This is a genomic window from Micromonospora luteifusca, assembly GCF_016907275.1.
Lineage (GTDB): Bacteria > Actinomycetota > Actinomycetes > Mycobacteriales > Micromonosporaceae > Micromonospora > Micromonospora luteifusca.
The window spans coordinates 4,376,934-4,389,715 of the sequence record NZ_JAFBBP010000001.1; the positions used below are offsets into that span (position 1 = coordinate 4,376,934).

14 protein-coding genes and 1 tRNA gene are annotated in these 12,782 nt (G+C 69.1%); 9 read left to right on the forward strand and 6 right to left on the reverse strand.

All coding sequences use genetic code 11. From position 1 onward, the window contains the following. Positions 1–121: 121 nt before the first annotated feature. Together JOD64_RS19965 and JOD64_RS19970 are read left to right on the forward strand one after the other, a co-directional pair. Positions 122–991 carry a glycosyltransferase family 2 protein gene (locus tag JOD64_RS19965; protein WP_204943605.1) on the forward strand — a complete coding sequence of 290 codons (870 nt, stop codon included), beginning with the start codon at positions 122–124 and terminating at the stop codon, positions 989–991. After that, on the forward strand, positions 988–1,971 hold the full coding sequence (locus JOD64_RS19970; RefSeq protein ID WP_204943606.1) for a glycosyltransferase family 4 protein: 984 nt from the start codon (positions 988–990) through the stop codon (positions 1,969–1,971). The genes JOD64_RS19965 and JOD64_RS19970 overlap by 4 nt, the downstream gene beginning before the upstream one ends. Positions 1,972–2,225: 254 nt before the next feature. On the opposite strand, the gene JOD64_RS19975 is transcribed toward JOD64_RS19970, so the two are convergent. Both JOD64_RS19975 and JOD64_RS19980 read right to left on the reverse strand, forming a co-directional pair. Further along, positions 2,226–3,530 (reverse strand): sugar transferase, encoded by a 1,305-nt coding sequence (locus tag JOD64_RS19975; RefSeq protein ID WP_204943607.1) that lies wholly within the window; start codon positions 3,528–3,530, stop codon positions 2,226–2,228. A gap of 308 nt (positions 3,531–3,838) precedes the next feature. Further along, entirely contained in the window at positions 3,839–4,906 is a 1,068-nt protein-coding gene (locus JOD64_RS19980; protein ID WP_204943608.1) for an LCP family protein, read from the reverse strand. A 118-nt stretch (positions 4,907–5,024) separates the two neighbouring features. Between JOD64_RS19980 and JOD64_RS19985 the strand changes: the two genes are divergently transcribed. From JOD64_RS19985 to JOD64_RS19995, 3 genes are all read left to right on the forward strand, one after another. Next, positions 5,025–5,858, forward strand: a complete 834-nt coding sequence (locus tag JOD64_RS19985; RefSeq protein WP_204943609.1) for a class I SAM-dependent methyltransferase — start codon at positions 5,025–5,027, stop codon at positions 5,856–5,858. A gap of 4 nt (positions 5,859–5,862) precedes the next feature. Further along, positions 5,863–6,681: an MOSC domain-containing protein gene (locus JOD64_RS19990; protein ID WP_204943610.1), complete on the forward strand. Its 819-nt coding sequence runs from the start codon at positions 5,863–5,865 to the stop codon at positions 6,679–6,681. A gap of 115 nt (positions 6,682–6,796) precedes the next feature. Then, positions 6,797–7,786, forward strand: a complete 990-nt coding sequence (locus JOD64_RS19995) for an expansin EXLX1 family cellulose-binding protein (protein WP_307813512.1) — start codon at positions 6,797–6,799, stop codon at positions 7,784–7,786. Positions 7,787–7,790: 4 nt separating this feature from the next. Here the strand turns inward: JOD64_RS19995 and JOD64_RS20000 are convergent, their stop codons facing one another. The 4 genes from JOD64_RS20000 to bcp form a co-directional block, all read right to left on the reverse strand. Further along, positions 7,791–8,318 (reverse strand): GNAT family N-acetyltransferase, encoded by a 528-nt coding sequence (locus tag JOD64_RS20000; protein WP_204943611.1) that lies wholly within the window; start codon positions 8,316–8,318, stop codon positions 7,791–7,793. Positions 8,319–8,409: 91 nt separating this feature from the next. Further along, positions 8,410–8,492 (reverse strand) — tRNA-Leu (locus tag JOD64_RS20005). After that, positions 8,478–9,398, reverse strand: a complete 921-nt coding sequence (locus JOD64_RS20010) for an HNH endonuclease (RefSeq protein ID WP_204943612.1) — start codon at positions 9,396–9,398, stop codon at positions 8,478–8,480. Before JOD64_RS20010 ends, JOD64_RS20005 begins: the two co-directional genes overlap by 15 nt. Before the next feature lie 30 nt (positions 9,399–9,428). After that, positions 9,429–9,905 carry a thioredoxin-dependent thiol peroxidase gene (gene bcp, locus JOD64_RS20015; protein WP_204943613.1) on the reverse strand — a complete coding sequence of 159 codons (477 nt, stop codon included), beginning with the start codon at positions 9,903–9,905 and terminating at the stop codon, positions 9,429–9,431. Positions 9,906–10,089: 184 nt separating this feature from the next. Here bcp and JOD64_RS20020 point away from each other — a divergent pair, with 184 nt between their 5' ends. From JOD64_RS20020 to JOD64_RS20035, 4 genes are read left to right on the forward strand one after another with little or no spacing between them, the layout of a single operon-like run. After that, a complete protein-coding gene (locus JOD64_RS20020) occupies positions 10,090–10,806 on the forward strand; it encodes an energy-coupling factor ABC transporter permease (RefSeq protein ID WP_204943614.1) in 717 nt (238 codons plus the stop codon). Continuing rightward, positions 10,803–11,231 (forward strand): PDGLE domain-containing protein, encoded by a 429-nt coding sequence (locus JOD64_RS20025; RefSeq protein WP_239559595.1) that lies wholly within the window; start codon positions 10,803–10,805, stop codon positions 11,229–11,231. Before JOD64_RS20020 ends, JOD64_RS20025 begins: the two co-directional genes overlap by 4 nt. A 16-nt stretch (positions 11,232–11,247) precedes the next feature. Continuing rightward, positions 11,248–12,018: a cobalt ECF transporter T component CbiQ gene (gene cbiQ, locus JOD64_RS20030; RefSeq protein WP_204943615.1), complete on the forward strand. Its 771-nt coding sequence runs from the start codon at positions 11,248–11,250 to the stop codon at positions 12,016–12,018. Next, on the forward strand, positions 12,015–12,776 hold the full coding sequence (locus JOD64_RS20035; RefSeq protein ID WP_204943616.1) for an energy-coupling factor ABC transporter ATP-binding protein: 762 nt from the start codon (positions 12,015–12,017) through the stop codon (positions 12,774–12,776). The genes cbiQ and JOD64_RS20035 overlap by 4 nt, the downstream gene beginning before the upstream one ends. The last annotated feature ends 6 nt before the right edge of the window (positions 12,777–12,782 follow it).

Below are 12,782 nucleotides of genomic sequence, written 5' to 3' on the forward strand. Positions count from 1 at the left end.
CCGGTCGCCGGAACGCCACGTCTGTGACGTAGTGGCCCGAAGCAGGTCCAGCACACAACAGATTTTGGTCGAGCGGCGTGTGGAGGTCATAGTGCAAGGCGTACCGCAAGGTGGGCACGAGGTGAGCCCGGCGGGAACGGCCACGGTGTCGGTGGTCGTACCCACCCGGAACAGAAGCCAGCTTGCCTACGCGCGCGCGCAGTGGGCCCTGTCGCAGCCTCTTGTAAAGCAGGTGGTCTTCGTCGTCGACGGGAGTATCGACGACACGGTGGCCCGGCTGCAGAGTCTCGCTGACCAGGACGCTCGCCTCCAGATCATCGTCAACGAGCGCAACGTCGGTCCGCCGAAGGCCAAGAACATGGGTATCCGTGCCGCGACGTCGGAGTGGGTCTTCATCATCGACGACGACGACGTGCCCAGCCCGAATCTCATCGCCGAACTCGTCCAAGTCGCCAACGAGGCGGGTGCTGACGTGGTCGGCGTGCCGTGGTTCAACATCGGCCAGGGGGAGGACGTCGAGGAGCGCATCGCCACGGCACCGAGGTCGCCTGGCGGTCCCAAGCTCGAACAGCCGGGCATCTTCCCCGAGTCGGCCTGGGCGGACTGCGTCTGGATGCCCGCCAACGCGCTCTTCCGGCGGTCCGTCTTCGAGGTGACCATGTACGACGAGTACTACGCCGGGAACTACTACCGCGAGGAGACGGACTTCTTCGTGTCGGCGGTGCGGGCGGGTCACCGGGTAGTGGTGACGGATCGTGGTTATACGTACATCCGCTCCCGTACCGGCGGTGGCATCGAGAAGGCGTCGAAGGCCCGTTACGAGTACTTCGTGATCCGCAACAACTGGTATTTCCTCCGCAAGCATGGGGCGTGGCTTCGCGCCGAGGGCCTGATCCGCGGCTCCGGTCACGAGCAGCTGTCCCTGATCAGCCGACGGACCAAGCCGTTGGCCCGTGCCGCCGGCCGGCGCCTCACCCGGTGGGCACGATGATGAGAGTCGCGGTCGTCAGCCCCAATCCGACGAGCAACTCGGGGGGCGTGGAGCGCTTCTGCCACACCCTCAGCGAGGTGATCGGGCGGCTCGGAGGTGCGGCGGAGGTTGTCGGCGCCGCTGATCTGGACTCGGTCGCCCACGATCTGGTCATCACGAATGGCATGGTCAGCCGTCGGTCGTCAGCTCCCCGGATCCACGTCTACCACGGGTGCTGGGTGGACCACGTCCGGCTGGGGACCAGGACGAACGACTACTCGCTGCCGTGGCGGACGCAGTTCCTGGTCAAGGGTGCCGCAAAGGAGATCTGGGCGGGCGCCAACGCGTACCGGGTGGCCGTGTCGCAGCCGACCGCCGAAGAGGTGGAGCAGTGGTACCGCCTCCGGGTTCACCGGGTGATTCCGAACGGGATCGACACCACCACGTTCGTGGTCGGTGATCGCGAAGCCGCCCGCAGCCAACTGGGGGTCTCGCCGGACGAGAAGCTGGCCCTGTTCATCGGCCGTGCCGAGGCACGCAAGCGAACCGACATTGCGGTCGCTGCCGCATCCCGGGCCGGCTACCGGCTGATGACCGCCGGTGCGGGCACCGTCGATGGCGCGACCAGCCTGGGCGTGCTGTCCCCGTCGGAGCTGCGCACCTGGATCCTGGCGGTCGACTGTGTGCTCTCGCCGAGCGACTACGAGGCGTGCTCGCTCGCCATCCTGGAGGCGATGGCCACCGGGACGGCCGTCCTGACCACACGGGTGGGCTATGTCCGCACTCTCATCGAGCAGGTGCCGGGCTACCGCGATCTGACGGCGGCAGCCGGTGACCTTGACGAGTTCACCCGGGCGCTGACGCTACTCCCGTCCAGGGGGCAGGCGGTCGTGGATGCCACCGCGTTCGTGCGTGCGGAGAACAGCCTCGATCGCTTTGCCGAACACTGGTCCGCGGCGATCGACGAGGTCATGAAGACGACCGCGGACGGCAGCCGCTAGACGAGTAAGCCCTTACCCGGGGGCTCGGGCTGCGGGCGCGGCCGGCGGTGACCGTCGGTCACCGCCGTGAGGGCGGATGCGACAGTGAGCGATATACCTCAGGGGCATAACTATGACTCTGAGGTATATCGCTCAACAGCACATCGGCATGGCGGGCCAGCCGAAGCGGATGGCGAGCGCCCACGCGATCGGTAGACCGACGGGGTGCGAAAGAAACTGCCCGGCCTGAGGCGGTTGTCGGCGCGGGACGCCGGTCAGCGACCGCCGCCGCGGAAGACCTCCGCGATGGTACGCAGGACGACCTTGATGTCCAGCCAGAGCGACCAGTTCTCGATGTAGTAGTTGTCGAACCGCGCCCGGTCGGAGATCGGCGTGTCGCCACGTAGGCCACTGACCTGCGCGAGCCCGGTGAGGCCCACCGGAACCCGGTGCCGCATCGCGTAGTTCGGGTACTCCGCCGAGAACTTCTCCACGAAGTACGGCCGCTCCGGGCGCGGCCCGACCACGCTCATGTCGCCGCGCAGGATGTTCCACAGTTGGGGGAGCTCGTCCAGCGAGGTGCGGCGCATGAACCGACCGATCGGGCCAACCCGCCGGTCGTTCGCGATCGACCAGTTCGTCTTCGACTCGGTTTCGTCGACCGGGCGCATCGACCGGAACTTGACCACTTTGAACGGCTTCCCGAACCGGCCGATCCGCTCCTGGTGGAAGAAGATGCCCCGCCCACCGTCGATGAAGGTCGCGATCGCGCACAGCAGCAGCAACGGGCTGAGCAGGAACAGGGCGAGGCTGGCGAAGACCACGTCGGAAGCCCGCTTGATCGCCCAACGCGGACCGGAGAGCGAGATGTCACCGACCTTCACGATGGGGATCGCGCCGATGTGGTCGGGGTATCCGCCCTGCGAGCGGGACCCCCAGAGGCGCGGCACTTCCCACAGGTCGCAGCGCGAGCTGCCGGGTCGCAGCAGACTGTCCATCAGTTCCGACTCCGGGCAGTCCGGGTCGGCGATGACCAGGACCTCGCACTTCAGCACCCGGATGAGCTTCTCCAGGTCGTCGAGGCTGCCGAGGAGGGGAAGCGCCGCGGGGTCCTGCTGCGCGGTCACGTCCACACAGCCGACGAAGCGCAGCCCGTACTGCGGATAGCGGCGCAGCAACCGGGCCAGTTCCAGGGCGACCGGGCCGCTGCCGATGATGATGGCGTTGTGCTCCACCCAACGACGCTTGCGTACCAGGATGGTGAGTGCCCGGCTGAGCGCCCGACCGACGATCACCAGAGTGGCGGAGATGGCGACGCCACGCATGAAACCGGCGACGTACTCGACCGAGGAGTGGCGTTCCGCGGCGATGATGGCCACCACCGCGGCCGACGCCAGCAGCCGTCCGACGATGCTCGGCAGTTCGTCCAGGATGCTCACGTGCCGGCGGGCCTGGTAGAGCCCGCCAGCTGCGAAGATGGCCATGGTGAGCCCGGCGTTGACGAGCGTGCCGCGCCAATAGTTCTGCGAGATCGCCAGTGGGAAGAGCAGCGCTGCGACGTCGATCGGAATCGTCATCATCCAGGCCCGCAGCAGGCGCGTCCGAGACGACGTCCGGGACCCGGCGTACGGCAGGACCGCCGTGGTTTCCAGGCCCGGCCGAGGCGTCGGTGCGCTCTTCGGCGCCGGCGAGACCGGGCGCTGGGCCGGGCCTGCCTGCTCGCCGGGCCATTGAGGTGGTACGTCTGATCGGCTTGCCGTTGAATGACCCGACATGGTCAACCTTTCCCCCGTTAGTCCTTCTGAAGTCGCACATCGAGCCGAAGGGCGAAGGAAGGATACGACCAGGTCAGAGTCGCCGGTATAGACGAAGGGGCGATTATCGCTGGCTACTTTGTCGCGGCGGCAATCTCCTCTACCGCGTCTCGGCGAATTGCGTCGAAGACACGTTCCGCTTTCGGCTTGTCGACGAGCACGACGCTCTCGGTGCCCATTCGACCGGTGCCCGTCGTGGGACAGGTGTAGAAGCCGAGCTGCCCGCTGCGCAGGTGTCGCAGCTGCGATGCCAGGTCCAGCAGGGACATCGACTCGTCTACTGCGACTGCGTTCGCGGTGGCCCGGATGAACGAGTTCAACTTGGTGGGGCTGCCCAGCGTGCCACCGGAGGCGGCTTTGTCCAGGATCGCCTTGATGACCTGCTGCTGGTGCTTGATCCGGGTGAAGTCGCCCTCGGCGAACGCATACCGTTCACGGGCGTAGTCCAGTGCCGCGCCACCGTCCATGGTCTGCCGGCCCGCGACGAACTCCCGCCGACCGTCCGGGTTCAGCGAGTGCTTCGACGTGAAGGCCTTCTCCACGGTGATGTCGATGCCGCCGAGGGCGTCCACGATCTCCTTGAAGCCGGCGAAGTCCACCATCGCCACGTTGTCGATGCGGACACCGGTGAACTTCTCCAGGGTCTGCACCATGAGCGGAACGCCACCCCACGCGAACGCCGCGTTGATCTTTGCGTCTCGACCGCCCCGGCCCTGCGGCGACTTCGGCACGTTGACCCAGCTGTCCCGAGGGATCGAGATGAGCTGGGCGCTCTGCCGGTCCTTCGGAAGGTGGGCCAGGATGATGGTGTCGGTCCGGGAGCCCGAGCTGTTCTCCGGATCGCGGGAATCGCTACCGAGAATCATGATGTTCATGGCACCCTGAGCGACGACCTGGGGTCGAGACTCCTCTGGCACGCCATCGAAGGCGTCGACGCGCTCGATGCCGGAGTTGATCGAACGGAAGTACAACCCTCCGGCGACCATCCCGCCACCGCCGAGCAGGGCCAGGACCACGAAGGTGATCAAAGCGACCTTTTGCCACCGGGGACGCTTCTTGCGCGCCTTCTTGGTTGGCTCCGATGGCTCCTGCGCCTCGAGGAACTGGGTCTCGGGCTCCGCGTACTCCTGGCGATACTGCATGCCGCGATGCTACTGATTCCGGGTTACAGACATGTACCCCCGTCCGGGTCATCCGGACGTACAACCCGACCTAAGACTTCTCCGACGAACGTTGGCGTGAACCTGCTATGAAGCAGCGGTGGACGCCAAGCAGTTGCGCCGAGCCATCGCCCGCACTCGACTCGCCCCCGTCGCCGCCTTCCCCAAGCGGCTCGCCCGGGTAGCCCGCCACGACGCCAGGGTGCTGGGCATCTCCGCCCGGTGGCTGGTCACCTCCCGCGAACATCACAACTACACGTACGAGCTGACCAAGCTCAGCCGCCACCACCTGGCCTGGTTCGTCAGCGTGGTCTGCGACCGGCCGGTGCGGCAGATCCGCGGCTGGCTCGACGAGATCGAGTCCGACCAGGTGCTGCGGCGACACATCGAACAGGCCACCGTCGCGGCCGCTCGTCGCGGCCTCGCCGACAAGCAGGTCCGCTACGCCCGCCGGATCGGCTGGTACGCGATCGTCCGGGCCACCCGACCGGCGCACGTGGTGGAGACCGGCGTCGACAAGGGGTTGGGCACCTGCGTCCTGGCCGCCGCCCTGCTGCGCAACGCCCAGGAGGGGCACCCCGGCCGGGTCACCTCGCTGGACATCAACCCCGAGGCCGGATACCTCGCCCGGGTCGCACCCTGGTCCGACGTCGTCGACCTGGTGATCGACGACTCGATCGCCTCGATCGGCGCACTGGACCGCCCGGTCGACCTGTTCCTGCACGACAGCGACCACAGCCGCGCCCACGAGAAGCGCGAGTTCGACGCCGTCGAGTCGAAGCTCGCCCCCGGCGCGATCCTGCTCACCGACAACGTCACCAGCACCAACGTGCTCGGCGAGCACGCCGAGCGCACCGGCCGGCGGTTCCTCGCCTACCGGGAGAGCCCCGCCAACCACTGGTACCCGGGCGATGGGATCGGCGTGGCATGGTGACCGGGTGCGACTGACGTCGATTCACACGTACCCCGTCAAGGGTTGTCACCGGGTCGACCACGACGGTGCGTTCGTGCAGCCGTGGGGCCTGGCGGGCGACCGACGCTGGATGGTCGTGGACGCCGACGGCGTCGGCGTCACCCAGCGGGAAACCACGCGGCTGGTCGGTCTGCGTGCCAGCGTGCGCCCCGGGGGCCTGTCGCTGCGCGCCGACGGGCAGCCCGACCTCGACGTGCCCGAGCCGACCGACGGTGAACCGGTCGGGGTGCGTACCTTCCGTAGTCGCACGGTCCCGGTCCCGGCTCTGCCGGCCGGTCGCGCCGCCGACGACTGGCTCGGCGCGCTGCTCGGCCGACCGGTCCGACTGGTCTGGCTGGCCCGGCCGACCCGCCACGTGGCCGCCGAGGACCGCGAACACGACACCGGCGACCAGGTCAGCTTCGCCGACGCCTACCCGCTGCTGCTGGCGAACGCCGCCTCCCTCGACGTCCTCAACGACTGGCTGGCCGAGGCGGGGGAGGAGCCGGTGCCGATGACCCGGTTCCGACCCAACCTGGTGGTCGACGGGGCGCCGGCCTGGGCTGAGGACGACTGGGTCGGCCGTTCGCTGCGCATCGGCGACCTGCCGTTCCGCGCCGCCGGGCCATGCGATCGCTGCGTGGTGACCACAACGGACCAGGAGACCGGGGTACGTGCGAAGGAACCGCTGCGCACCCTCGGCCGCCACCGCAACGTGAAGCAGAAACTCCTCTTCGGACTGCACCTGGTGCCGCTCGACAGCGGTCAACTGGCGGTGGGGGCACCGATCAGCATCGCGCCCTGACCGGGATCGTCTTCGGCCTGCGACCGGTACGCGCCGATCACCGTCCGTCGATGCTGTCTTAGCTTTGCCTTAGCCGGCTTGTCCGCCCGCGCCCGGGTCCGGCAGCATCGCCGTCGTGACGGACGGAAGCGCTGTCGACATCGACATCGACCTGGACCATGCTCCCGAGGCCCGGCCCGCATCGTCGTCCAGCCCGATGCCCTGGCTGGTCGCCACCGGCGTCACCGTTCTCGCGGCGGCACTCGGGCTCACCCTGACCCTGCGGTCCGGCTCCGCCCCGGCCTGCGCCGCCGGCCGGACACTCGCAGCCGCGCCGCCCACCGGCAACGCCACGCACAGTGGCAAGGCGAGCTTCTACGACTCGAACGGCGCCGGCGGCAACTGCTCGAACCCCGCCGCCCCGGCCAACCGGCTCTACGTCGCGCTCGGCCCGACGGAATACTCCGCCGGCGCCGCCTGCGGTGGATTTCTCGACGTGACCGGTCCGAAGGGCACCGTCCGAGTGCTGATCATGGACCAGTGCCCGGAGTGCGCGCCCGGGCACCTCGACCTGTCCCGCGAGGCGTTCGCCCGGATCGCCGACCCGGTACAGGGCCTCGTCACCGTGACCTACCGGGCGGTGGTCAACCCGCCGCTGCCCGGACCACTCACCTTCCGTATCAAGGAGGGCGCGTCACAGTGGTGGTTCGCCGTCCGCATCGGTAACCACGGCAACCCACTGCGTTCCGTCGAGGTCCGGCAGGGTGACAGCGGTCCGTGGCGGTCGGCCGCCCGGCAGGACTACAACTACTGGCTGATCGCCTCCGGCGCCGGGGCCGGCCCGTTCAGCGTCCGCGTCAGTGACGTGTACGGAAACCGGGCCACCGTGAGCGGCATCCGCATGGCACCCGGCCAGGTACAGAACAGTGCGGTCCGGATGTACGCGCGCAACGCCGTCGCAGCCACCCCGCGCCAGTCCGCGACGAGTCGCCCGCCGGCCAACCGTCCCACCGGTACGCCGACGCCGGCCCGCCGTCCGGTCGAGGTGGCGAGGGCGAGTGCCGCGGCCACCGACACACCGGCCACCCGCCCGGCCGCGGCGAACGCCCGTTGGTGCGCAGGCTGACCGCTCAGTCGGCAGGCGTCAGATCGAGCCACATCAGGATCTCGTCCCGGTCGTCGTCGGTCGCCAGTCGCAACGCGCCCGGCAGGCGGCCGATCTCCCGGTAGCCGAGGCGGCCGTAGAACTTGTCCAACCCCAACCCGTCGCGCACCGTGACGTGCAGCGCCTCGTGGCCGAACTCCCTACCGAGCCGGGCCGCCTCCGCCATCAGCGCCGAGCCGTAGCCGGCGCCCTGGGTGTCCGGGTGGACCATCACCCGCTTCAGCACGCACCAGTGCGCCTTGAGCGGGAACCGGTTGTCACTGAAGATCAGCAGGGCCACCAGCCGGTCGCCGGAGTATCCGACCAGCAGCCGGTCCGGTCCGTCGGCGATACCGGCGAAGGTCGGGTCGGCGGTGGCCTGGACGTCGGCGGCGGTCACCGGCGGGACGAACCCGACCGCGCCGCCAGCGTTGCTGACATCCGCCCAGAGGTCGACGATCTCGGCGCGCAGCTGTGGGGTCAGATCGGGGTCGAGGACGAAGCGCAGACTCACGCCCGTCATCCTGACTCGGCGACCAGGCCCGCGACCCGTGACAGTGACGCGCCCGACAACCGCCGCCCGGCAAGTGGTGCTCGTTGACCTGTGCGGGAGGGGGGATTCGAACCCCCACGCCCTTTCGGACAATAGGACCTAAACCTATCGCGGCTGCCGTTACGCCACTCCCGCCAACGCGCTGAGTCTAGAGCGTCTTGCTTTTACGGTGTTGAGCCCGGCCTCCTTGAGGATGGTCGAGATCGTGCCGTGACTCAGCCTGCATCCCCCGCCCGGCAGGTTGCGGAGGATGGCCGACAACCGCTTCGGTCCGACATCGGGATTCGCCAACGCCCCTGCGATCACCGCGTCGCGATGAGCCCTCGAACGCCAGCGGCGGTCCGGACGCGTTGTCAGCACGCCTTCCTGCTCCAGTCTTCGTCGGACTTTGTGCAGGTAAGCCGGCTGACAGCCCAGGTGCCGTGCCGCCTTCAGGGTCGTCATCTGCTGCGCGTCGATCCGACCGAACAGGTCGACGAGTTCCTCCCGCGTCACCGGTCGGCGATCGGAGCCGGCTGTTTCTTGCGAGCCGCCGCTGGCCGCTGTTCGCGTTGGAATGCTGAGATCGCGACCCCGGTTCCGCCGGCCAGCGTAGGTCGAGGTCTGGCTGTGGCAGTTGGGGCAGAGGAGCCGCAGATTCGGTGGCCGGTTGTCGAGAAAGTCCCCGTTGATATGGTCGACGTGCAGGATGAGTGACGTGCCTCGCCAGACCGGTCCGATCCCGCAACCCTCGCACTCGTCCGGCACGCCGAGTGTGGCCAGAGCCCACTTCAATCGCACGCCGGGCGTCCGGCGCGACCCTTCGGGTAGCTCAACCAGAAGCTGTGCAGAGGTGGTGCGCCGTTCGCCTCGGCGGCCTTTGTTGTGCGCCTGCCTCGTGAAGTGCGACGTGTCGATGTTGAAGCGTTTGAGCTGCCGACTGATGTGCGCGTGCGAGCCACCGCTGACTCGAACGCCGAGCAGCCGCATCACCTCGGTGATGTTGCGCGCGGCGGCGGCAGCGGCGGCCAACGCTTCGGGTGTGTACTTGTATCGAACCACTGACGGAACGTAGCGGCCCGGTACGACAGGTCAGTCCAGGTCGAGGTCGCGGCGGAGCTTGGCGACGTGCCCGGTGGCCTTGACGTTGTAGAGCGCTCGCTCGATCTTGCCGTCGGTGTCGATCACGAACGTCGAGCGGATCACGCCGGTCACGGTCTTGCCGTACAGCTGCTTCTCGCCGTACGCGCCGTAGGCGGTCAGCACGGCCTTGTCCGGGTCGGACACCAGCGGGAAGGTGATCGCGTCGCGCTCGCGGAACTTCGCCAGCTTCTCCGGCTTGTCCGGGGAGATGCCGACGACCTCGTAGCCGGCGGCCTGGAGCGAGGCGAGCGAGTCGCGGAAGTCGCAGGCCTGCTTGGTGCAGCCGGGGGTCATCGCGGCCGGGTAGGCGTACAGGACCACCTTGCGGCCTCGCAGGTCGGCGAGGGTGAGCTGGTCGCCGGTGTCGGTGGTGAGGGTGAACTCGGGCGCGGGGTCACCGGGGGAGAGACGGTCGGGCGCGGTCATGGCCCGACGATACCGCTGGGCCGACGGATGCCGTCGCTGGCGACACCCAGGGGTGTCGCACCCGTCATCGGCCGGAAGGGTGATCATCACCTCGCGTTGTTGCCAGAGTCTGGCAACAACGAGACTTGGGAAATAAGCTGACGCACGCTGGCCCGGTCGGGCCCGCTGACGTGTGGGAGGTCGCGTGGAGACACTGGCGATGCACATCTCGAACGGGATCATCGACGGTCCCGTCGCGGCGATTTTCGCCGCGCTCGCTCTTGCCGCGCTCACCGCCTGCGTTATGCGTGGCCGGCGCGACCTGGACGACCGGCTGGCTCCGATGGCGGGCCTGGTGGCCGCGTTCATCTTCGCCGTCCAGATGCTCAACTTCCCGATCTTCACGGCCGGCGTGAGCGGCCACCTGCTTGGTGGCGCGCTCGCCGCCATGCTGGTCGGCCCGTGGGTCGGCGCGCTCTGCGTGGCCGTGGTCCTGGTCGTGCAGGCACTGATCTTCGGTGACGGCGGCGTGGCGATGCTCGGCCTCAACATCACGAACATGGCGCTGATCGGCACCGCCGCGGCGTACGTGTTGATCGCGGTGCTGCTGCGGGTGCTGCCCCGCACGCCCGCCGGTCTGGCGGTGACCGCGTTCGTCGCCGCGATGCTCAGCGTGGTGGTCGCGTCGCAGGGCTTCGTCCTGGAGTACTGGCTGGGCGGCACCACCGACCTGGGCAACAACCTGACCGGCCTGGCCGGCACGATGGCCGGCGTCCACCTGTTGATCGGCATCGGCGAGGGCCTGATCACCGCGACCACCGTGCTCACCGTCGCGAAGGTGCGACCCGACCTGGTGTACGCGCTGCGCTCACTGCGCGCGCCCGCCGCCCCCGCTGTCCCGGTCGCCGGAGGTGTTCGATGAGGAATCGCTCGTGGGCCTTCCTGGCCGGTGGCCTGCTGGTCGCCCTCCTGCTCGCCGGTGTGGTGAGCAACTACGCCTCGTCCCACCCGGACGGGCTGGACTCGTCCCTGCTCAAGGGCTGCACGGTCGACGCCGACGACAACATCGTCGGCGGCAGTTGCCCGGCCCAGCAGGCACGGGACCACGAGTTCGCCGACAGCCCGCTCGCCGACTACGGCGTGCGGGGCGTGCGGAACAGCTTCGTCTCCACCGGCCTCTCCGGGGTGCTCGGAGTGTTGGTGACCTTCGCGATCGGCGCCGGCGGCTTCTGGCTGCTGCGCCGCAGGGGCACCACGCCCACCGATGGCGACGCGACGACGTCCCCCGAGGGCGCGACGCCCGCCGAGGACGACGCCGCGACGTCCCGCGCCGGCACAGCCGGCTGAGCAGGGGGTACGCGTAATGGGTGCCGGTCACGGGCACGTGCTGTACCGCGAGTCGGAATCTCCGGTGCACCGGCTCCCGCCCGAGGTGAAGATCGTGGCGATGGTGGTCTTCACCATCGCCGTGGTGGCCACCCCACGGACGGCGTTCTGGGCTTTCGGCGCGTACGCCGTGCTGGTGGCGGTGGTGGCGGCGCTGGCACGGGTGGGGCCGCGGTGGTTGCTCAGCCGGGCGTTGATCGAGTTGCCGTTCGTGCTGTTCGCCGTCGCGCTGCCGTTCCTCGGCACCGGCGACCGGGTCGACGTGTTGGGCCTGCGGCTGTCCGAGGACGGGTTGCACGGCGCGTGGAACATCCTGGCCAAGGGCACCCTGGGCGTGCTCGCCTCGCTGCTGCTCGCCGCGACCACCACCACCCGGGACCTGATCGTGGGGTTGGACCGGTTGCACTGCCCGCAGGTGCTCACCCAGATCGCCACGTTCATGCTGCGCTACCTCGACGTGCTGGTCGGCGAGGCGCGCAGGATGCGGGTGGCCCGGATTTCCCGGGGTGACGACCCGCGCTTCCTGTGGCAACTGCGCGGCTTCGCCGCCGGGGTCGGGGCGTTGTTCCTGCGTGCCTTCGAGCGTGGTGAGCGGGTCTATCTGGCGATGCTGTCGCGGGGTTACACCGGGCGGATGCCCGCCGTGTGGCAGGGCGACGGTGCGGCGAGCGCCGGTCAGTGGCTGGTCGCGGCGACCGTGCCGGTGTTGGCCGCCTCCATCGCCGCCACGGCTCTCGTGCTGACATGATCGGTGTCGTGCAGACCGCTGTCTCCCTGGACGTTCGTGGCGTCCGGTACGCGTATCCGGACGGGCACGTGGCCCTGCACGGGGTGGACCTGAACGTGCCGCGCGGTGAGCGGGTCGCGTTGCTCGGGCCCAACGGTGCCGGCAAGACCACACTGGTGTTGCACCTCAACGGCATCCTCACCCCGACCGAGGGCAGCGTGAGTGTCGGCGGGCTGACGGTCACACCGGACCGGGCGACCTTGGCCGAGGTGCGCCGCCGGGTGGGCATCGTCTTCCAGGACCCGGACGACCAGTTGTTCCTGCCCACGGTGGCGGAGGACGTGGCGTTCGGGCCGGCGAACCTGGGTCTGCGCGGGGCGGAGTTGGCCGCCCGGGTGGACGAGGCGCTCGCCGCGGTGGGGATGGGTGAGCACCGGGACCGGGCACCGCAGCACCTCTCGTTCGGGCAGCGCCGCCGGGTGGCGGTGGCCACCGTGCTCGCCATGCACCCGGAGATCCTGGTGCTCGACGAGCCGTCGTCGAATCTGGACCCGGCGGCCCGCCGCGAGCTGGCCGAGATCCTGCGTGACCTGCCGGTGACCCTGCTGATGGTCACGCACGACCTGCCGTACGCGGCGGAGCTGTGCGAACGCTCGGTGATCCTCGACAGCGGCCGGATCGTCGCCGACGCCCCCACCCTCGACCTGCTACGCAACGCCCCCCTGCTAAACCAACACCGCCTGGAACTCCCCTACGGCTTCACCCCACCCCAGTCCTAAGCCGAG